Raw genomic sequence first — 22,864 nt, 5'->3', positions numbered from 1 at the left:
ATATAATTAATAAAAAAAACACATTTCAAATAATTAAACTTTAAAACTATGAATTTACCACTAATTGCAGGGATAATTGTTGCTGTAGTAGCTTCAGTTGGATTAATATTCTGGATTCTGTCTATGTACAAAAAAACAGTACAGGGAATCGTTATTCTCAGAACCGGATACGGAGGAACAAAGGTATTTTTTAATGCAGGAATCGTAATTCCTATCATCCACAGAATGGAATCTATGGACATTTCCGTAAAAAAACTGGAAATAGCCAGAGAAGGAAAAGCAGGCCTGATCTGTAAAGACAATATGCGGGCAGACATTCAGGTGGCTTTCTTTATCAGGGTTAATAAATCGGTTGATGATATTGTCAATGTTGGCCAGACGATCGGCTGCCAGAGAGCTTCGGATATTCATACCCTGAGAGAACTTTTTGAAGCTAAATTTTCGGAAGCGCTAAAAACAGTTGGTAAAAAATTTGAATTCATCGAACTGTACGAAGCGAGAAGCGAATTCCGTCAGGAAATCCTTGATATTATCGGAACAGATCTTAATGGCTACGTTCTGGATGACTGTGCGATTGATTATCTGGAACAGACTTCCATCGACAGTTTAGATAAAGACAATATTCTGGATTCTGAGGGAATCAAAAAAATAACTGAATTAACGGCAACACAAAATATTAAAGCCAATCAGGTTCGCAGAGACGAGGAAAAAACGATTACAAAACAAAACGTTGAGGCCCGTGAAGCGATTTTAGAACTGGAAAAACAGCTGGCTGAAAAAGAAGAATCTCAAAAAAGAGAAGTTGCCAATATTAAAGCCCGAGAAAATGCAGAAATATTAAAAGTAAATGAAGAAGAAAGGCTGAAATATGAAACTGTTCGTATTGCAACGGAAGAAAAACTTCAGATCGCTGAAGAAAATAAGCTGAGACAGGTGGTTATTGCCGCTAAAAATAAAGAACGTGCCGATTTGGTAGAGACTGAAAGAGTACAAAAGGACAAAATGCTGGAAGCAACCGAAAGAGAAAGAATTGTTTCTCTGGCTCAGATTGAAAAAGAAAAAGCCATCGAGCTGGAAAAGAAAAATATTCAGGATGCGATCCGCGAGCGCCTAACCATGGAAAAAACCGTTGTGGAAGAACAGCAGGGAATTAAAGATCTTGAAGCGTTCAAAACAGCCGACAGAAATAAGCAGGTGGAAATCACCCTGGCAACACAGGAAGCTGAAAAGAAACTGATCGAAGAAACAAGAGCTGCAGAAGCCAGAAAATTGGCGGCAGAAAAAGACGCTCAGAAATATGTAATTGAAGCTCAGGCTAAAAGAGATGCCGCAGAAAAAGAAGCTGAAGCCCGTAAAATCATCGCCGATGCGAAAGCAAAAGAAGAAGCAACGGTAGGTTTATCTGAAGCTCAGGTTCTTCACGCAAAAGCAGATGCAGCAGAAAGACAGGGTATTGTAGAAGCTGTTGTGATTGAGAAAAAAGCTGATGCCATTAAAAAAGAAGGAATTGCCCAGGCTGAAGTCATCAAAGAAAAAGCACTGGCCGAAGCCGCAGGAATCACCGAAAAAGCTGAAGCGATGAAGAAACTAAACGACGCAGGAAAAGACCATGAAGAATTCAGACTGACACTGGCTAAAGAAAAAGAAGTGGAACTGGCTCAGATTGCTATTCAGAAAGATATTGCACAGGCACAGGCCGGCGTTCTGGCCGAAGCTTTCAAATCTGCAAAAATTGACATTGTAGGCGGAGACAGCACATTCTTTGACAATGTTGTTCGGCAGGTTTCTGCAGGTAAAGGTTTGGATAAATTTATCAGCCACAGCGAAAATGCAACATTGGTTAAGGAAAACCTTTTGGGCGACGGCGAAAATATCATCGGGAAAGTAATGGGAATGGTTGATAAATACAACATTTCTTCCGAAGATATCAAAAATATGAGCATTGCAGGTCTTATTTTTAAACTGAACAGCGTTGCCAACCAGCAGGAAAGAGGACTGCTCGACAGAGCATTGGACATGGCAAAAAGCCTGGGAATAGATCACAAACCGGTACAATAAAAATAATAACCATCCTTATATATGATAAACTCTCATTGTCTGATTCTATTAATCCTTTGAGAGTTTTTTCTAATAGTATTTTTATTGAATAAGTAATTCAATAGAAACAGGTGGTTTTAATCCGTTCAAAATAAAAAAGCATTATTAAAAATTTGCTGAGTATTAAAACCTTTGCAAACGAAAGAATATATTCATAACAGAATGATGAATAAGATCAATGATCTATCATCATTTATCAAACATATAAAAACCTATGTCAGAACAATTAAATTCAGGGACATACGAAATCATACAAAGCCGTCTGAATGAGCAGAAAAACAATCTCATTCAAAAGCTTCAGCAGCTGAACGAAAATCGTAAAGAGATTTTCGGCGGAGTAGATTTTTCGCTTATCGCCAACGAAAGAATTTCTACGGACCACAACTGCGTGGCCAAAGATATTTTTTCGCTGAAAAACGCTTTGATCTTCGGTTCCAATGCACATCTGGGTTTACAGACAGAAATCAACATTACAGATGTTTTTTCAATATATACGATCAATAACAACCGTTTTGAACCACAGGATTCTTCTCTCATTTCGGATGCAACTTTTATTGAAGAATTCAAAAACCTGTATAAGTACTACAGAAATACTTTTTTCGTACGTTTTTACTTTACCGAAAACTATATGTATATGGTTTTCCAGCTTTCTGAAAGCACGTCGGACATCAAAGCATTCAAATGGCTTATTAAAGACAGCCAGCTGACTTATGTCGATTCAAGGAGCGCTTCCGAAGTTTCTTATCCGCCCCAACATGGCTTTGCATGGACAAAAGCAACAAGAGACATGCAGCGAACCGGAAAATTCCCGCACGTTTCTTTAGCTGATAAAGTTTTTGTGGAATCTATTCACGGAGATCTTACCATAAAAATTGAAGACAATACCGATACCGGAAAAGGGATTTACTCCGAAGATGTTGTTCATAAAGATCAGAACCTGGATGATGCGGAAATTCACTTCTGTGATCTTGATAATTTGGTTTTATTTAAAATTAAACCTTACCAGGAAACAGAAAGATATTTCATATACAATCATAAGGAGAAAACAGTTTCAAGAGTTGATACTTTGAAATATTCGGCGGTTTTACTTCCGGAAAATCAGGGTGTTTTGTTCTCGAACGGTTATGCTTTGCAGACCGGAGGTCTGAAGGTAATTTCTCAGGATGCCAACCGGCTTCACTATCTGAAAACCATTCAGGAGCCGAATGGCGAAAATTTCATGTATGTTTTCTATGATGATAAAACCAATAATTATCAGCTCATTTCATACAACATTATTACCCAGACGATTGAAACCCCGATTCGCTGCAGCGGATATTCTCTGTTAAACGAAGGAAAACTTATTTATCTAAGAGAAAGTGTAGAAACGACAAAACATCATTTAGCTCAAATCTGGCAGACACCGTATTCTAAAGAATTACAGCCGAATACCGAAAAGTCAGGCACACTTCTTTACAAAATCGGGAATAAAGATATTGTAAGAGTAATGGCGGAAAGTCAGGAGCTGATTACACTTTTAAACAAAAAAGACTCTTACAGTGGACTGTATGACGATATCGTTAAGCTTTCCACAACCATTCTGGATGCGTATTACTTTTTGGGTGATAATGAAGTCGAAAATCTCGATCAGCCTTTAAAGGAAATCAGGAATATCGCACATTCTGCCATCAATGAATATGAAAAAGTAATTGAGCAGAAAAAAAGCACCGGTGAAGCGGTCGAAAAACTGAAAGCTGCCTGTGAGAAAATTTTGGATGATACCAAAAGAATCAACTATTCGCAGCTGACAGATTATATTGATATGCTTTCGCGAATCAGAGCTTTGCGGGGAGAAATTACAGGGGCAAGGGATTTGAAATATGTGGATGTTGCAACTCTTGATTCTTTAGAAAAATCTTTAACGGAAAGATCGGAAGAACTCTCCGGTGCGTGTGTCAATTTCCTTCTTCAGGATGATGCGCTGCTCCCCTATCAAAACAGAGCACAGCAGATTTCCGAAAATATCATCAATTTACAGAAAGCTATTGATGCGAAATCTATTGAGGAAGAAATCAATAATCTCTCGGGACAGCTTGAGCTTCTGGTGGATATTGTTAATAATTTAAAGATTGAAGACACTTCACAGTCCACACAGATCATTGAAAATATTTCGGTGATTTTTGCGAGATTAAACCAGGAACGATTAGAGCTTTCGAAAAGAAAAAGAGAAATTTCGGGGAAAGAGCTTTCTGCAGATTTTCAGGCGCAGATGACCTTGTTTGACCAATCGGTGATTAATTTCCTTGAATTGTCTCAGACGCCGGAAAAATGTGACGATTATCTTACGAAGCTTTCCATCCAACTGGAGGAAATGGCAACAAAGTTTGTTGACTTTGAAGAATTTATCCGGAAAATTGAAGAAAAAAGAGAAGAAGTTTACGGTCATTTTCAAAATAAAAGAGTTCAGTTAACCGAATCCAGGAACAAGCGTACGCAGAGTTTGTATGATTCTGCACAACGGATTTTAAAATCAGTTCAGACAAAATCCGAGTCATTCGACTCTGAAAATGAAATCAACGGCTATTTTGCGACCGATTTGATGGTAGAGAAAGTTCGGGATATTGCGAGGCAGCTTATGGAAATGGAAGATTCTGCAAAAGCAGAAGAAATCCAGACTTTGTTGAAAACTTCTCAGCAGGAATCGGTTAGAAAACTAAAAGATAAAAAGGAAATCTATGCGGACGGAGACAATATAATTGCTTTGGGCGATTATAAATTTGCAGTGAACCGTCAGAAATTAGACCTGACTCTGGTGATGAGAAATGCACAGTATTATTATCATCTTACAGGAACTTCATTTTATGAACCGTTACATTTTGAAGCCATTTCAGATTATAAAGAAGTCTGGAATCAGGAATACATTTCAGAGAATTCTACGGTAAAACGTTTTGAATATCTGGCATGGAATGTTTTTTCAGACAATAAAAATATCAATACTGACGAACAAAACAGAACTACCATTCAGCAATTTATGACAGAACATTTTGGCGAAGGTCTGGTAAAAGGAATCCACGATGAAGATGCGTTAACGGTTGTTTCAAAACTTCAGCAGATGCATAATGAATTGGGACTGATGCAGTTTACACCGCAAGAAAGAGCTTTGGCGCAGCTGTTCTGGTATTTCCTGGATGAGCAAAAAAAAGACAATTATCAAAAGCAGTTTGAAGCAGTTCATCTAATTTCAAAATCGTTTGCAACAGACAAAGGTTTCCAACATCTCAATCAGGAACTGTCGAATGAAATACAATTATTCGCTCAGAACGATCATTTTTTTGCTGATGTAAATCATTTGAATGCAGCAATTTATCTTAAAAAAGAAAATAAAACGGCATTTCTGGTTTCGGAGAAAGCAGGAGTGCTTTATGAATCATTTTTTAAAGATTTAAAAGAAAAAGGAAAAGATTTAGAATTTATAGACCAGCTGAATGCGCTGAAAAAATATCCTGCAGCCTGTTTTTCAATTGCAGAAAGTGCTTTGAATGCATTCCTGTTTAATTCAGAATCAAATTTTGAAGATGATATTAAAAAAGAAGCAGCAGTATTTTTTGTAACGCAGGGTTTTGATGCTAAAAATATCCTGCATATTTCTTATGAAACGATCCTGAAAGGATTGAAGTCACTGGAAAAAGATGCTGATTATGTATTAAATTATTATGAATTTACCTCCCGTTTATCTCATTTTAATGAAACCGTGGTTCCTAAGTACAAAAAGCTTCAGGAGATGAAAGCAAAATGGGTAAACGACAAGAAGAAAGCTTTGAAAATCGACACTTTCAAGTCTCAGGTGTTAAGTTCTTTTGTGAGAAACAGATTGATTAATGATGTGTATTTTCCATTGATTGGAGCCAATCTTGCCAAGCAGCTGGGAACCGTAGGAAATGACAAACGTACCGACAGAATGGGGATGCTGCTGTTGGTTTCGCCACCGGGTTATGGTAAAACGACATTGATGGAATACATGGCAGACCGAATGGGACTGGTTTTCATGAAAATCAACGGTCCGTCAATCGGCCACGATATTGTATCTACCGATCCGCACGAAGCGAAAAATGCAGGTGCAAAACAGGAACTCGAGAAACTTAATCTCGCTTTTGAAATGGGTGACAATGTGATGTTATATCTTGATGACATCCAGCATTGCAACCCGGAGTTTTTACAAAAATTCATTTCACTGGCAGACGGACAGAGAAAAATTGAAGGAATTTATAATGGTGAAAGCAAAACCTATGATTTAAGGTCTAAACGTTTTTGTCTTGTCATGGCCGGAAATCCATACACGGAAAGTGGTGAAAAATTCAGGATCCCCGACATGCTGGCCAACCGTTCCGACACTTACAATTTAGGTGAAATTTCGGGCAGTAAAACGGAGTTGTTTGATCTAAGCTTAATTGAAAATGCTTTGATGTCAAACGATTATCTTACCCGGCTGACCCAAGCCGGAATGGAAAATCTTTACCATCTGTACGAAAGCATCCTGTCCGGTTCCGCAAATGTGGATCTGGCAGGAAACTTCAGTTCAAATGAAATTTCAGATTTCAGAAAAGTGCTTGAAAACACGCTGAAAGTGAGAGATATTGTTTTAAAAGTTAACAAACAGTATATTGCTTCTGCTGCCATGTCAGAGGAATACAGAAATGAGCCTGCTTTTAAGCTTCAGGGTTCTTACCGGAATATGAATAAGCTTATTTCCGAAATTCAGCCCATTCTGAAGGATGAAGAAGTTACTCAGATAGTTTTAAATCACTATCAGAATGAATCTCAGACTTTAACCACGGGAGCTGAAGCAAACATGCTGAAGCTAAAAGAATTAATGAATCTCATTTCAGAAGATGAGAATTTCCGTTGGAAAGAGATCAAAAAGACATTCATTAAAAACAAAACCATCAAAGGTTTGGGCGAAAGTGACCGGATGACCCAGGTGATTGCTCTGCTGGCCAAGTTCAGCGAAGGTCTTGAAGGAATAAAAGATGTTTTGAAAAATAACGAGTAAATATTATAGATTAACTGCACAGATGTGCAATTAGTTTTCTTTATGAGCTTGCTATTGCAATTTATTATCATTTTAATTTAATTATTTTTGTACATAACTATACCAATACATGGAGCTATTTATACTATTCTCCAGCTTAATAACGCTGGCTGCTTTTTTTTCTTATCTGAATGTAAAATTCTTCAGAATTCCTTCCGGGATCAGTCTTATGCTGATGGGTGTCATTGTTGCATTGGGCGTTATTGTTGCCGGCTATTTTTCCACAGGGTTTACTGAAATTATCAGAGAAAAATTATTGCTGATCGACTTTTCTGAGTTCCTGTTGGGCATTCTGCTGAGTTTCCTGCTATTTGCGGGATCATTGCATGTATCGATTCCCGACCTTCGCGAATCTGCAAAAAGCATCATCAGCTTTGCGACGTTGGGAACTCTCATCTCAACAGCTGCCGTAGGCTTTGCCTTATTTTATATTTTACCAATATTCAACCAGAATATACCTCTTATTTACTGTCTGCTGTTTGGGGCACTGATCTCTCCTACCGATCCGATCGCCGTGATGGGCATTCTCAAAAAGGCCGGACTTTCTAAGAAAATCGAAACCAATATTGTGGGAGAATCCCTTTTCAATGATGGTATCGGAGTGGTTATTTTTGCCACATTAATGAAAATAGCCGTTGCAGGAACCGAGAGTTTCGGACCGGCCGATATTACAAAGCTCTTTCTACAGGAAGCAGCTGGGGGAATTTTAGCGGGTCTTGTTATTGGATATATCGGTTACCGCCTTATGAAATCTATAGATCATTTTCAGACTGAGATCCTGATCTCCCTGGCGATGGTTATGGGAGGCTACAGCCTCTGTCATTCTCTACACGTCTCTGGTCCGCTTGCCATGGTTGTAGCAGGTATCATGACCGGAAACCGCGGAAAAGAGTTCGCGATGAGCGATATCACACGTGATTATCTGGGGAAGTTCTGGGAAGTAACCGATGAAGTGCTCAATGCTGTTTTATTTATGTTAATAGGTCTGGAAATTGTGGTTGTAGCCTTTGATATCAATTATCTGATCATCGGAGTGATTATGGCATTCGTGATTATTTTAGCACGTTTCTTTTCACTTTATTTTCCATCTCTGCTTTTCAGCTTTAAAAAATCGTTGGGCACCAAGTCTTTGCTTATCATGACATGGGGAGGTCTCCGTGGAGGAATATCAGTCGCGTTGTCATTGTCTCTGCCACCAAGTCCTTTTAAAAATATAATTGTTTCTATTACTTTCGTGATCGTGATTTTCTCGATTATTATCCAGGGTATAACTGTTGAAAAAGTGATTAAAAAACTTAGTAATTAAGCAAAATTCTTTCAGCGGATCTCAAAAGCTGGTGTTTTGCCGAAGTTGCCGGGAAAATTTTCTGGAGAAATATAATACCGCGTCAATATTTTCTGATATTGCCGCTACATTATAGCGCAGAATTATAATATGAGCTGGTATTAATGGATTAAATTAAAGGCGATCATTTAATTTTTTGCGTATCAATGGGGCAAAACAAATGAAAACACAGTGCCTTCGTTTTGGGAACTTTGCACCTCAATAGTACCGTTATGAAGCTCAATAATCTCTTTACAAAGATACAGCCCGATACCAAAGCCTGCTATTGATGTCGTGTTAATATCCTTCACCCGGTAATAGCGTTCAAAGATGCGGTGCTGGTCCTCCGCTGAAATTTCTCTCCCCGGATTGTGGACCTTAATTTTTAAGCTGTTGCCTATTGTAAGGTATTCTATTGTTATTAATGATCCTGTAGGAGAATACTTTACGGCATTGCCAATAAGATTATGGAGTACCTGAGAAATCTTATCACGGTCTGCCGATACTTCTACAGGTCCCGAATCTTTAAACAGAAAATGATGGGTATGTGTAATTGAAAGTACCTCATCTTCAATTTCAGAAAATAACAGCTGAAAATCAAAGCGTGTTTTATCAATATACATTTGGCCCGAATCTAGCCTGGAAACATTCAGGAAACCGTTGATCATCCCCGTCATATTATCAACCTGTTTTAGAGATTTTTCCAATGTATTTTGCTGTAAAAGATTTTGATCCTTTGTTGCCATACGCTGTAAAACCTGAAGGTATGCTTTAAGTGACGTAAGCGGCGTTTTAAGCTCATGACTTACCATTGCCATAAAATCATCTTTTCGTTCTTCCTCTCTCTTTTGTTCGGTAATATCACGGAGCGTTCCGTTAAGACTAAGCGGATTGCCTTTAGTATCATAAAAAACCCTGCCATTGGCCTGCAGGAGCCTTATCTTATGATCTGTATTATTTTTGATCCGGTATTCTATAAAGTAATTTCCGTCTGAATTTATACTAAGCGATTTCTTAATAGCGGCAATAACCCGTTCCCTATCCTCAGGCAAAATCATCGCTAATGCCAGCGACAGGTCCAAATCTTCGTTAGAAGAAAGTCTGAACCAGGTTTTTAGCAAAGCATTTCCCGAAAACAGGTTTGTTGAGGGCTGATAATAAAAAGTAGCAAGTTTTCCCGCATCAATTGCCAAGGCCAACATTTGCTGGTCATTTTCATTTTTACGCCGTTCCAGGACCTGTTGAGTTATTTCTTCAAGAATAATAAGAACACCGGAGATGTCACCATTATCAGAAAATATAGGTTGATAAATAGAATTTACGATAGCATCCCTCAATCCGTCGTTGCGTCGTAATTTGACAAGGAACTCCGTATTTATTTTTGGCTTTCCTGTATGATAAACTTCTCTAAGCCATCCGTTTACAGGCTGATCTTTCAATTCCGGGCGGGCATTCTCATGAGGATACCCGATGACTTCCGCTTCTGTTCGCCCCCATATTGAAAGAATGGCCGGGTTGGCAATTTCAATAATATGTTCCGGGCCTTTTAACATGGCAATGCCCACAGGAGCCTGCTCAATGATTGTCCGGATATTTTCCCGGCTTTGGGCAAGCTGCCTTACAGAATTATTGAGTTCTTCATTTGTAAAACTCAATGCTTCAAGTGTTGCAGCCATCTCCTCATTATGGATTTGTTCCCTTTCTTCTTTCTTTTGTATTTGCTGTAAAAATTCACGGTCTGAAGTGACATTGAGTGCCGTATTCAATATACACCATGTTTTGTTATTATGATCCGTCAGTGCTTTATATTCATAGTCAAAATAATCAAGCGTTTCTTTCCCGTTTTTTATCAGTTTTGCAGGAGCTTCGGATACCGAATATGTTTTACCGGAATACCAGACTTCTCTCAAAATATCCAGAAAAGGCTGCCCTTCCAGCTCCGGAATCGCCTCCATTAATGGCTTGCCTATTACTGATGAATCTTTACCCCAAAGCGCCAGCATGCCTTCATTTGCAAAACGGATGATCATATCTTCGCCTGAATAAATGGATGTCGGTGAGGGAGATGAGGTTAAGGCCTGGATAATTAAATCCGTACTGAAGCTGGTATCAGACAAATTTTCTTGGATAATCATAATTTTACAAATATATGGAAAAGCAGGTGTATTCCGTGATGCCATCGGCTTTGAAGCGGCGATAATGAATACTTTTTAATAAGAGTGAACGTGGCGTTTTTGGTATAGTATTCCTTTGGCCTTATTAAAAGAGTTCAACCTTCTAAGAGCTTTATACAACAAAGGCTTTTAATTCTGCCATTTTTCCATTTTCAAATTTCCATACATCACAATACTCAAAATCCTGCCATTCTGAATTTTCATTCAATAAGCTGATGGTTCCCATGGCAGTAAGATAATCGCCCTCTTCAATCATGAGATCAACTTTAAATTTTGGCGGAGTTTGATAGGCTTCAGATATGTATTTTCTGACTTCATCTATCCCTTTTAATGTTTGGTCACCAACAAAAATCCATCGGGTATCGGCAGTACAATAAGACAGGAATTTTTCATGATCCCCTTCTGTTATTGCTTTATTAGCTTCAAGCAGTATTGATTTATGATCCATGTAATAAATATAATAAATCAGGGCTATCCAAAAATATGCCGCATTGAAAATTTACGTATGAAAAATTACTTTTAAAAAAATTGGTAAATTTAAAAGGTAATTCTATATTCCGGGGACGCCTAAAAAATTTACTACAAAATAAGTTCTCTCTACTTAAAGCTCAAATCCATTCTTGTTTCTCCAGTCAATCTTCTCCTGCGTTTTAGGAAGCAGCTTATCAAGAGTGTGTACTGCAGCGCTTTGTACTTCGTCTATGTAAGGTCGCAGATCTTTGTTGTACTGATCAAAAGCCTTTCTGAAATTGTAATCGTTTTTTTCAAAAGCATCGGCCACTGCAGCAGCTCCTATGATCGCAAGCGAACCGCCCATTCCCGCCGCCGGGGAAGCACAATATCCGGCATCACCCACCAGTGCGACCCTGCCTTTTGTCCATGATGGCATTTTTATCTGGCAGAATTTATCAAAGTAAAAGGATCCGGAATGTATCAGCTCTTCTTTCAATTCAGATGCTCTCCAACCCATACCCTGCATGTATGTAACAACGATCTGTTTCATTTGCTCGCGGTTCCGAAAATCATAAGAAATCTCATTCCCGGAACGAAAAGAGAAGATAATATCGGTTTTATTGTTGTAAGCATACAGTGCAAGACCTTTGTTCGGTTCAGCATACAGCTGATAGGTACCCTCTTCCACCAACAACCTGTCTGCAATAGCAACACAAAAATACTGCCCGAGAAAATGAGCGTATCTGGATTCTTCGCCAAACCAGATTCTCCGAACGGCCGAATGAATTCCATCGCAGCCAAAAACGAGTTCAAACTGATTTTCAGTACCGTCTTTAAATTTCACATTTATGCCATCTTCTTTTTCCTCCAAAGCTGTTATACTGTTGTTAAACATAAAGCATACATCTTTTTCAATAAGATCAAACAGCATGGTCAGCAAAATATCTCTTTCAATCTCGAATTCGTTATCGGATTTTTCCAGTGAAACTGTTAGCTCACTTATGTCATCAGCATTTTTAAATTCCCATTTTTCGGGTCCTATTCTATGGGCTTTAATCTTCTCAAAAAGTCCCATTTTTTTAACAACATCTACCGTTCTGTCTTTAATATCTACGGGAGTACCGCCCATTTTAAGATGATCACCAATTTCCACAACCGTAACATTGCAGCCCATTTTATTCATCCAGTAAGCTGTTGCCAGCCCCGCGAAGCTCGCCCCGGAAACCAGCACACTTTTATTTTGTTTCATTTTTATTGTTTTAAATTGTAATACAAAATTCTTAAACAAAATACATCCTCAAAATAAAGAAATGCGGTAAAGATTGGATTAATCGTGGTTCTTTCTGCGGAAAGAGAGCGCAGACATTCCCGTTATTTTTTTAAAAAGCTTTGAAAAATAGGTATGATCATCATATCCTAATTCAAAGGATATTTCTTTTACGGATTTGCGGGTGTGATAGAGATATCGTTTTGCTTCAAGGATAATCCGCTCCTGAATGTGCCGGGATACCGGCAAACCCGTTATATTCTTTATACACTCATTGAGATAAGCGGTAGAAATATGCAGCTGATCAGCATATTCGCCGGGTCGCTTATTTATACGGTAATTCTTTTCTAGCAGCAGCCTGAATGATTTTGTAATGATTTCAGGTCTTGAAAGATGGGCTTCAGGTTTTTCTTTACCTAAAAACTGCCGGATCATAAATGCAACCAGCATATTGCAGCTGTCTTTTAATAATGAATGCTGAAGCGCATCATTTTTTTTAACGGAAAAACTAAGGCACAGATCACAGATGTTGGTAAGAACAGCATTGGCAGTATCTTCAAGTTTCAGAGGTTTTACGGGTGTGATTTGCTCTAGCAGCTTAAGATAATCAGGATTCAGGCTTTCATCTTTTACAGACAGAGAGCAGATTGTAATATTTTCAAAATGTAAGATGCGGTGAACCTGAGTGGGATGAATATAAACAACAGACGGCGAAGAAATTGAATATTTATTAAAATCGATTTCGATATCTACGGTTCCTTTTTCCAGGATATGAAAAGTATATCCTTCATCACGGTGAGAATGTGGAAATCCGTTCTCTTTAAAACTGATTCTTTCAATGGATATACCGTTAGAATCTGCTTCGTCCATTGCATTGAAGAGTATAACATTATCTTTTTTTTGCATTCGTTATTTCTATTGTTTTTTAGGCCACTGCCCTGTTTAAATAAAAATACAAAAAATTGAATAGGTATGAACCCAATATCCGTAAGTGTTATTAAAAACCATTCAAAACTTCCATTGCAGGATTGATTTAAACGCAAAAAATGCCACAATTCCTTGTAGCATTTTATCTTATAATCAATACGCCTTCTTTTATTTACTTCCAGGCAGAGGCATCAGCCTGGCGTGCTGTATGGCAATTTTTTGTGAAGGAACAGAAGTACTGTCTGTGATTTCAGAAAACCTGGCATTCATTACCCAGTATTTATCTTTTGATTTAAATAAAACAGACTGCCATTGGCAGTCTTATAAATTGTTTTTATTCCTATTCTTCCGAAGCTTCAAAATTAATAGAATTGTATGCCGATTCTGTGAGCAGGGCATCAGCCTGCTTTTCTTCCGCCAGTGTCTCTTCGAGTAGTGATGCGACTTCGGTTTCGCCCAACGTTTTGGCAAAAGCAGCCAAAGTTCCGTAGGAAGCAATTTCGTAATGTTCGATTTTCTGTGATGCTGAAATGATTCCTGCATCTCTCACCGGGCCGGCTTCGGTCTCTTCCATAATGCTTTCTCCTTCTTTGATAAGGCCTTCCATAGCATCGCATTTTTTACCACGGTTGGATTCTCCAAGCAAATCGAATATTTTTTCCAGACGTTCTACCTGTCCTTCGGTAACAGCCACATGTTCTTCTATAGCAGCAATAAGTTTCGGCTCTGTTGCATTTCTTGCCATTTTCGGTAATGCTTTCACTAAGGCTCTTTCCGCATAAACAATATCTTTAAGCTCATCGATAAAAAGTTCTCTGAGTCCGTCAGCTGCAGAAGATTTGGCAGCTACTTTTCCGGCACCACGGCCGTTTTGGTTTTCTGTTGTTTTCATAATATTAAGTGTTAGTGTTTTGCTGTAACGGTAAAATACAAATACCAGACCTTTAAGGGAATATCCGGTACCACATTTAAGTTTTAACCTCTAAGAATGTAATTACAGAGTTAGTACAGTAATATTTAAAATAAATAAAAGCCGGATACAGGATGATATTAAACAAAAAGAACCCATTCTAAACCGGAATGGGTTCTTTTTTATTTCCCAGAAATATTATTCTTCTGAAAATTTAGAAATAATTTTGATCATATCAATACCTTTTCCTAAAACCGGTTTAAAGATATCTCCAACACTTTCCAAGCGTTCCAATGCATTAAAAATGTTAAAGTCATTCATTTTAAGCCCTTTTTTAACCTCATCCCATTCCAGCGGCATGGATACGGTAGCACCCGGCTTAGGACGCACTGAATATACCGATGCAATGGTGGCGTGTGGTCTGTTCTGGAGAAAATCAAGATACATTTTTCCTTTACGGTCAGAAATATGTCTCTCAATGGTAGTTATTTTCGGTAATTCTTCATGAACAAGTTTCACAATCACTCTTGCAAACTCTTTACTTTGCTCATAAGTGTATTTGTTCCCTAAAGGAATATAGATATGCAGTCCTGTAGAGCCGCTTGTCTTACAGTAGCAGGGAACGCCCAAATCATCGAGAATCTGTTTTGTTACCTGCGCCGTCTCAATTACCTGGTCGAAAGTATTTTTATCAGGATCAAGGTCAATAATACAATAGGTCGGATGGTCAGGTTTTTTTATTGTGCTGTTCCACGGATTCATCTCAATACAGGCAAGGTTCGCCATGTACAGGAGCGTTGCTTCGTCACTTCCTACTAGATATTGTTTTTCTTTATGATCGGTATCGCTGTGATACGCATATCTTTCAATCCAATCCGGAGCTTTGCCTGTAATATCTTTAAAATAAAAACCTTCTTCAGCGATACCGTTCGGGAACCGGTTCATGCTTTGGGGGCGGTTTTTTAGATATGGTAATATATACGGCGCCACCTGATAATAATAATTGATCAGGTCGCGTTTTGTTATTTTTTCATCCGGCCAGAATATTTTGTTAAGATTGGTAAACTTCAGCTCGTGCCTGTTGATTTTTTTAACCTGTGTAGATTCTGTAGGATTAAGCAGTGTTTTTCTTTTCCTGCCTGTTCGGGGTTGGATAAGCGTTTTTCCGCCAACGATATCCTCAGTTCCGGCTTCTTTTTCGAGAATTACGGTTTCGGGGTTTTTGTCAGACCTCATCCCTTCAAATGAAGGATGGCGCATCACTCCGTCACTGGTAAGTTCCGTATAGCTTACTTCACCGATGAGTTCGGGCTTAAGCCATGTTACTGTTGCGTGCGGCGGATTGGGACGAAATCGTGAAGGTTTGTTAACATCCGGCTCCTCAGAAAATGGCACTTTATCGGTAATCAGCAGTTTGAACTGCATCATCATTTCTTTTTGCATTTTTGCGTTGAATCCGGTACCGACTTTTCCGGTATATACTAATTTTCCATCTTTGTAAACACCGACCAGAAGGCTGCTGAACAGTTTTTTTGAATCATCATTAAGGGTAAATCCTCCGATGACGACTTCCTGTCTCTTATTCGCTTTGATCTTCAGCCAATCCCTGGTTCTGTCTTTAATATGGTATAAACTGTCTTTCTTTTTAGCCATGATACCTTCAAGGCCCATTTTTTTTGCCGCTTCCATAAATTCCAGACCGGAAGTATGAAAATCCTGACTGATCAAAATAGACTCATTTTGTGGTAATATATTTTCCAGAATCATTTTGCGTTCCGTTAAGGGCAGATCTTTTAAATCTTTCCCGTCATACCAGAGAATATCGAATACATAATAAACCAAATCTCCGTCTGCTTCACTGCGCCAGTTTTGCAGTGCCCCGAAATCTGCCGATCCTTTTTCTTTCAATACAACAATTTCTCCGTCGAGAATTGCGTTCAGATTCAGTTTTTCCAGCTCCTTTTGTATCGTATAAAATTTTTCTGAGAAGCTTTTATCGTTACGAGATTTCAGTTCCACGGTTTTACCGTTCATAAAAGCTACTGCGCGATAACCGTCCCATTTAATTTCATACAGCCAGTCATCACTGTCAAAAGGCTGGTCTACCAATGTAGCCAGCATCGGCTCAACATTGTGATAAAATGCCTGGTCAGGAGTATTTTTTAATAGGGGTTCAACTGTATTTCCGGATACCTTTTTCTTTTTCGTCTTTTCGCTTGATTTAGAGTGATTATCTTTGGCTTCTTCTCTACCGGCCTGCTCATCTTTTGCGGCATGATCTGTTTTAGCGCTATCCTTACCATATACATGATCAGGTGCTTTTTCCATTTGTTCTATGGTTTTTTTAGAAATTACAGATTTATCCTTTAAGGTGACATCATCAGCAGTGGCATATTTGTCATCCAGCTTCATCAGCAGCCATCCGTTTTCTCCTCTTCCATAGGCTTTTACTAATGCAAACTCTCCTTTAAGCTTTTTACCGTTGAGTTTTATTTTAAGCTTACCGGAATAAAGCTGATGCAGAAGGTTTTTCTCCTGCTTTTTAAAATCGCCTTCCACAGGTTCTGCTGCGGTATAGGTTCCTTCATCCCATACAATCACCGTTCCGCCGCCATATTGCCCTTTGGGGATGATTCCTTCAAAATCTTTATAATCGTAGGGATGATCTTCCACCATCATGGCCAGGCGCTTGATGGCAGGGTCGAGTGAAGGCCCTTTGGGAACAGCCCAGCTTTTCAATACACCATCCATCTCAAGACGGAAGTCATAATGCAGGTGAGAGGCATCGTGCTTCTGGATGACAAATCGCAGTTCTTTTCCTGACGAAACTCCTCCAAAAGGTTCCGGTGTCTTTTCTGCGGATCTCTTTTTTTTGTAGTCTGATAAATCCATTAGAAATATTTTTAGATGAAAAATGATCTTTCCGCTTCAGAAAGATCATGAACAAAAACGCTCTGGTGTTGAGCGTATTTTACTATTTCTTGTGCTTATCTTTTAAGTAGGCTTCAAGTGTTTTTCTGTCGTTTGAACCCGTCGCACGAATTGCACCGGTTACTGCCTGCGATGTTACGCCAAGCTTGTCTTTGAAATATTGAATTTCGTAGTTTTCCGAACCACTTACTTTACTGCGGTCCCTCTGGTCTTTTTTGATTTATTATCTGCCATAATTTTATTTTAGCTATAATAAACAAATAAAATGCCAGCAAATAATAGATTATCAACACCATATAATCATTATGAAAGATAACTTTCATATTAATTTATAATAGAATTTATTCCCGTTGTGCATTTCGCAAATACATCCAAATGACTGATAATTAAACATTTGCCTTTTTTATTAACTGAAATACCATTATTTTTCTTAAAAAATAAATATTTATTAAAAAAAATGCATTTCCTACCAATAAAAACGCAAGGTTATACAAAGAATTATAAAAAAAATACTTATTATAAAGCTAAACAAAGCCGTTTCACTTATTTTCGAAAAACAATAATTCAAAATGCACAACGGGTAATTTATATTAAAAATAAGAACTCTTCCCGATAAGAATACGCTTAATTAAAATTACAATTCGGTACGCTGATGACTTTAGACTAATTTATTTTGTGTTAAAAAACAGGTTCGGAAGATGATTCAGCCTGATCAGGAAGGGTAAACCAGAAGGTGCTTCCCGTGCCTTCGGTGCTTTCAACACCAATCTTGCCGCCGTGGCGCTGGATAATATCGGCACTGATATACAGTCCCAATCCAAGCCCGGAAGCCTGTATCCCTTTCGGATCAACCCTGTAGTAGCGCTCAAACAGATAGGGCAATTTATCCGCCGGAATTCCGGGACCGGTATCTCTCACCGAAACTTTTACCGAACCTGCCCCTTGTTCAATCTTCAGGAATATTTCGCGGCTCTGGGGAGCATATTTAATGGCGTTATTGATAAAATTAATGATTACCTGCTGTATGCGGTTTTCATCTGCGATGATTTCAAGGTTTCTTTCACCTTCCACTACCAGTTCATGCGTTCCCAGCTGAAGGACATGTGAGCAGCATTCGTCTACCATATTTGTCAGATTAAACTTCTTTTTGTTTAACATAACTTTGCCTTCATTTATTCTGGTTACATTTAACAATTCTTCCACCAGCTCAGAAATTTTTTCCATACTTCTGTTAGACTGGTCAATTAACCGCGGAAGCAATGCTGTCGGGCTGCTCTTCATCCTTTCCAGCAGCTGCAAAGAAGCTTTCAGGCTGGTAAGCGGTGTTTTAAGCTCGTGACTGGCGATAGAAATAAAATCGTCTTTCTGCTGCTGGATTTGTTTTAAGGCAGTAATATCCATCACAGTACCAAGTAATTTTTTTACATTACCCTCACTATCATAATGAACATTCCCCTGCAGGCGAATCCATTTTACAGCATTGTTGGCAAGCACAATACGGGTTTCATAGAAAAGTTTTCCGGTTTTTCTGGCAATGTCATGAGCCTGGTCGCTAAGATGTGCATCAAGAGGATGATACGTAGCAAGCACCTGCTCTCTTGAAGCGGGACTGGTAACACCAAAGATTTCATCAAACCGTTTTGAGCCAATAACTAATTGTTCCTCATAGCTAAGTTCATAGGTTCCGATTTCTGCTGCTTCAATAGCAAGACGGTTACGTTCTTCAACGTCTTCAATCTGCCTTCTGGCCATTACTTTGTCGGTCACATCATTTCCTACTACCATAATCGAGGTAACTTTTCCTTTCAGGTCTGTTACGGGTTCGTAAACAAAATCGACAAACACGGTTTCGTCTACTCCATTTCGGTTCAGAACAAGTTCATGTTCTCTTCCATGAAAAGCAATTCCCGTTTTAATTACCTGCTGCATTATCGGAGAATATACTTCCGCTGCTTCGGCTACCCCACTCCAGATAAAGCGTTTTTCCAATTGTTCCCTGGATCTGCCCACCAATTCAAGATAACCGTCATTAACTTCAATAACAATAAGATCTTCGGCCCGGATCACGCAGATGGCAACCGGTGCCTGCCTGATGAGATTCCGGAAACGCGCTTCACTGCGCAGCAGTTCTTCATTGGATTCTGCAAGCTCTTCATTGGTTGTTGCAAGCTCTTCATTAAGCGCAGCAAACTCTTCATTGGAAGCTGCTAATTCTTCGTTTAAATCCTGTAGCTGCTGTTCACTCAGTTTTAGCTGGGTAATGTCTACACAGGAACTGATATAGCCGGCAAAGCTTCCGTCAGAAAGAAATCTTGGCGTTCCTTTCTTTAAGAGCCAATGATAAGATCCGTCAGATCCCAGCAAACGCATCTCGGCACTGTAAGAAATTCTTCTCGCAAATGCCTGCCGATGCATATCTAAAAATTTTTGTCTGTCATTTGGATGAATCAAATCATGCCATCCTCTGCTGATCAGCTGATCTGCAGTTCGCCCGCTAAGCTGTGACCATGCTTTATTAAAATAAATCAGTTGCCCCGTCTCATTACGGACACCTATAAGCACATCGGTATTGTCTGCCATAGATCTGAAGCGTTCTTCACTTTCTACCAGTGCTTTTACGCGATCCTGAACGATGTTTTCCAGCTCAACATTCATTCGTGAAAGTTCTTCTCGGCTTGCCTGAAGCTCTTCATTAATTGCACTCAATTCTTCATTGGCTGCTGCAAGCTGTTCGTTGAGCGATTGCTCCCGGATAAGAAGCTTTTTATTCTGGCTGGCTTCTTCCAGTTCACGCCTGTTCAGGTAACGCTCGGTTACATCAGTAGCGGTATGCAATACGGCTATTACCCGACCATCTGAGTCTTTTATGGCGCGATATTCAAAATCAAAGTAATACGTATCCAATACACCATCCACCAATATTTCTGCGGGGGTGTCATTTCCCGAAATAATAATACCTTCACGCCATACTTTTGCAAACATTTCAATAAACGGCTGATCTGACAGTTCAGGCATGGCCTCACCAAGACCTTTTCCGATTACCTCCGAGCCGCGACCCCAAATGGCTAACATTGCCTGATTTGCAAATTCTATCCTTGCATCTTCACCAACATGCACAGCAGTGGCGGTGTTTGTAAAAGAAAGCACATTGATAAGTTGTTCAAAATCTAAGGGTGGTACAGGATCTTTCATCGTTGCTTAAAGTTTCGGTTCACGAAAATACAAAAATAGCAACGATTTCTCTCTTTGCTTTGTTGAAAAGCGTACCACAACAGAAAATTAATAAATGAAGACGCTTTTAGATATGGATATTGGGTTATGATACGACATTATTAATTAGTACCACCTAAGTCTTGAAAAAAGCTTTAATGGAACTTCTTAGTTTAAGATTCCAAGCGAAATAACTATTAAATTAAAGAGGCTGTTTCACTTGAAACAGCCTCTTTAATTTTGACAAATAAATCTACAATACTTATTATTGTGCAATAATCGTGTAGGTAAGTTCAGTTGTATATACGGTAGGATCCTGTCCTGCGATATAATTGTCAAGGTAAGCATTTGCTCCTGCACCTTTGTATTCGATACTGATTTTTTTATCAACACCTCCTACGGTAGAAGTTACCAAGGTTGTTTCGTTTGTAGAAAGGGTGGCACCCTGTGCATATTGTGCTCCGTTTACAGCATCTGTACCTGCACTGGCTTTAAGCTGAATGGTATTCGCCTGGATGTTTTTACCACCATTTTGTAAAACAGCGTTAGCGCTTTTTACTTTTACCTGGAAACCTCCGGTACTAAAGATGGTTAAATGATCCGCATTAAGTGAAGAAACTCCGTTTGCGTAATCATCTTTCGTTACATAGTCTAAGTTTACGATTTTCTGAGAATTGTTAACCACCAAAGTCTGGATTGGTTTTAGTCTTACGTTTAACGTAACGTTTTGTTGTGCTCCGATTGTGATGAACCCTAATAAAGCAACAGAAGCAAGAATACACTTTTTCATAAACGATTGGTATCTTTTTTTAAATTAATTCTAATTTTTATGGTGCAAATGTATAGACTTGCCACGAAACATTTCTTGTGAAAAACAACGAATCTTTTGTACTTTTTTATTGCTGATAATAAGCTATATATAAGTCTATCTTTTGTGGAAATTTCAAAATTTAATTTCCTGAAATAAAAAAAATAACTCTACTAATAGCGATATATTTTTTAACACTTAAAAATTGCTTTATTTACTCGTATTATTGGGCATAAAAAAATTAAATTTAAATCACCAAAGAATGAGGGTGTGAAATTTTAATCCATCTCCGGACAAAAAATAAAAAGTTAATTAGGCAAATAAGCCGCTTTTTTATTTTTAAAAATTAGTAACTGTCGTGTTTTCTGCTGCGAGTTCGGCAATCATGTCGTCCGATTTTACAAGTCCGCTATTAATGGCATGAATCAATGAATTCAATAAATAATGGAGCGGCTGATTTTCTATGACGGTATCGGAGAATGTTTTCGCTACAATTATCTTTTTAGAAATCATATTAAGCGTAACAAAATATTCGTCTGCAATTGGAAGTTCTATGCCGAATGTATTCCTAACGTTCATCAACAAATATTGGTCTACTAAAGCTTTATAATCTTTGCAACAGCTGCCTGTTTCCGGAAGTTCCATTTTAGTTAAATTACCGTACTAAAATACAAAATTAGTTTATATATCAACTAATTTTTATTTTATAGTATATATTTAACCATTATTAAACTTATATATTGTAAATACATGTATATGAATATGATGGAATAATCTTTGCACATATAAATTACCAATTGATACTAAGATTTTCGTCACAACCATTAAATGCAATATATGATTATTAATGAGAATCTTTTGTTAGAAAACGGTGCAGAATACGTATCCTATGAAATCAATCAGGAAATATTTCAGGAAGGATATGCTCCCAGATTCTATTATCAGATTGTGGAAGGCACCGTAGAACTTACCAATTACAACGAGTCCGGTAAGGAATTTACCCAAAACATCCTTTCAACGGGGCAATGTTTTGGAGAGTCTGTGCTCTTTACGGAAAAGCCGTATCCCATGTCGGCAGTGGCAAAGTCTTACTGTGTTATCCTGAGATTATCGAAACCTGCATTTTTTAAGCTCCTGTTACTCAATCCCGAAGTTTCCCTTAATATATTCAGATGTTTAGCGGAACGATTATATTACAAATCGATAATGCTCTTTACCATTTCTTCTAATGATCCCTCCCATCAGCTACAAACCGTAATGGAGTATTTTAAAGAATACAACAGCACTTACAGCAGGCAACCGAGGCCTATTCCCCTTTCAAGGAAGCAATTGGCAGGATTAACCGGGCTGCGCATTGAAACTGTTATCAGAACTATAAAAAAAATGGAAAAGCAGCACATTCTGAAAATTGAGGGCGGAAAAATTTATTATCACAAGTAATGAATCTGATATCATATTTTTAATGTAAATCATTAGCAGCAACAAAGGGTTCGCCAATGAACTTAACATTTATTCCAACACTAGCTAATATTTAAAAAAAAGGGATAAAAGCATCCGTAACACATGGCCACGCGTGTCCTGCACATTAATGCTGTCAATCAAATAACTCGGTAGGTCACGCTGAAAACTGTTTTTCATTCATTATTATGATAAATATTGTAACTTTGTAAGTTCAATCTTGTATCATTTCATAAT

The 22,864-nt window shown here is 38.4% G+C and carries 14 protein-coding genes; 4 read left to right on the top strand and 10 right to left on the bottom strand.

The features are described 5' to 3' along the window. Nucleotides 1–48: 48 nt before the first annotated feature. The 3 genes from HHL20_RS02850 (at nucleotide 49) to HHL20_RS02840 (ending at nucleotide 8,471) form a co-directional block, all read left to right on the top strand. Nucleotides 49–2,058 (top strand): flotillin family protein, encoded by a 2,010-nt coding sequence (locus tag HHL20_RS02850; protein WP_169229677.1) that lies wholly within the window; start codon nucleotides 49–51, stop codon nucleotides 2,056–2,058. 253 nt (nucleotides 2,059–2,311) lie between these two features. Then, complete coding sequence (locus tag HHL20_RS02845; RefSeq protein ID WP_169229676.1) at nucleotides 2,312–7,126, top strand: DNA repair ATPase; 4,815 nt, start codon at nucleotides 2,312–2,314, stop codon at nucleotides 7,124–7,126. Nucleotides 7,127–7,235: 109 nt separating this feature from the next. Continuing rightward, the gene (locus HHL20_RS02840; RefSeq protein ID WP_169229675.1) at nucleotides 7,236–8,471 is read left to right on the top strand and encodes a cation:proton antiporter; all 1,236 of its coding nucleotides are present in this window, start codon (nucleotides 7,236–7,238) and stop codon (nucleotides 8,469–8,471) included. Between the two features lie 182 nt (nucleotides 8,472–8,653). Here HHL20_RS02840 and HHL20_RS02835 read toward each other — a convergent pair whose 3' ends face one another. The 10 genes from HHL20_RS02835 to HHL20_RS02785 all read right to left on the bottom strand — a co-directional run bounded on the left by HHL20_RS02835 (nucleotide 8,654) and on the right by HHL20_RS02785 (nucleotide 21,814). After that, nucleotides 8,654–10,624, bottom strand: coding sequence for an ATP-binding protein (locus HHL20_RS02835; RefSeq protein WP_169229674.1), 1,971 nt, complete (start codon nucleotides 10,622–10,624; stop codon nucleotides 8,654–8,656). 151 nt (nucleotides 10,625–10,775) lie between these two features. Beyond that, a complete protein-coding gene (locus HHL20_RS02830; RefSeq protein WP_169229673.1) occupies nucleotides 10,776–11,111 on the bottom strand; it encodes a nuclear transport factor 2 family protein in 336 nt (111 codons plus the stop codon). Nucleotides 11,112–11,264: 153 nt separating this feature from the next. Then, entirely contained in the window at nucleotides 11,265–12,365 is a 1,101-nt protein-coding gene (locus HHL20_RS02825; protein WP_169229672.1) for an FAD-dependent monooxygenase, read from the bottom strand. 78 nt (nucleotides 12,366–12,443) lie between these two features. Next, the gene (locus tag HHL20_RS02820; protein WP_228463075.1) at nucleotides 12,444–13,289 is read right to left on the bottom strand and encodes a helix-turn-helix domain-containing protein; all 846 of its coding nucleotides are present in this window, start codon (nucleotides 13,287–13,289) and stop codon (nucleotides 12,444–12,446) included. 361 nt (nucleotides 13,290–13,650) lie between these two features. Further along, complete coding sequence (locus HHL20_RS02810) at nucleotides 13,651–14,202, bottom strand: YciE/YciF ferroxidase family protein (protein ID WP_169229671.1); 552 nt, start codon at nucleotides 14,200–14,202, stop codon at nucleotides 13,651–13,653. A 216-nt stretch (nucleotides 14,203–14,418) separates the two neighbouring features. Further along, nucleotides 14,419–17,112 (bottom strand): DNA ligase D, encoded by a 2,694-nt coding sequence (gene ligD / locus HHL20_RS02805; RefSeq protein ID WP_169229670.1) that lies wholly within the window; start codon nucleotides 17,110–17,112, stop codon nucleotides 14,419–14,421. Between the two features lie 82 nt (nucleotides 17,113–17,194). Further along, nucleotides 17,195–17,371, bottom strand: a complete 177-nt coding sequence (locus tag HHL20_RS19725; protein WP_394352914.1) for a DUF3606 domain-containing protein — start codon at nucleotides 17,369–17,371, stop codon at nucleotides 17,195–17,197. 458 nt (nucleotides 17,372–17,829) lie between these two features. Next, the gene (locus HHL20_RS02795; protein WP_169229669.1) at nucleotides 17,830–20,343 is read right to left on the bottom strand and encodes a PAS domain S-box protein; all 2,514 of its coding nucleotides are present in this window, start codon (nucleotides 20,341–20,343) and stop codon (nucleotides 17,830–17,832) included. Between the two features lie 283 nt (nucleotides 20,344–20,626). Then, nucleotides 20,627–21,151 (bottom strand): hypothetical protein, encoded by a 525-nt coding sequence (locus HHL20_RS02790; RefSeq protein WP_169229668.1) that lies wholly within the window; start codon nucleotides 21,149–21,151, stop codon nucleotides 20,627–20,629. 357 nt (nucleotides 21,152–21,508) lie between these two features. Beyond that, the gene (locus tag HHL20_RS02785; protein WP_169229667.1) at nucleotides 21,509–21,814 is read right to left on the bottom strand and encodes a hypothetical protein; all 306 of its coding nucleotides are present in this window, start codon (nucleotides 21,812–21,814) and stop codon (nucleotides 21,509–21,511) included. Between the two features lie 192 nt (nucleotides 21,815–22,006). Between HHL20_RS02785 and HHL20_RS02780 the strand changes: the two genes are divergently transcribed. Further along, complete coding sequence (locus HHL20_RS02780) at nucleotides 22,007–22,609, top strand: Crp/Fnr family transcriptional regulator (protein WP_169229666.1); 603 nt, start codon at nucleotides 22,007–22,009, stop codon at nucleotides 22,607–22,609. The last annotated feature ends 255 nt before the right edge of the window (nucleotides 22,610–22,864 follow it).

The organism is Chryseobacterium cheonjiense, from assembly GCF_012927265.1.
In the GTDB taxonomy this organism is placed as follows: Bacteria; Bacteroidota; Bacteroidia; order Flavobacteriales; family Weeksellaceae; genus Chryseobacterium; species Chryseobacterium cheonjiense.
This window is presented reverse-complemented; position numbering and strand designations above follow the sequence as displayed.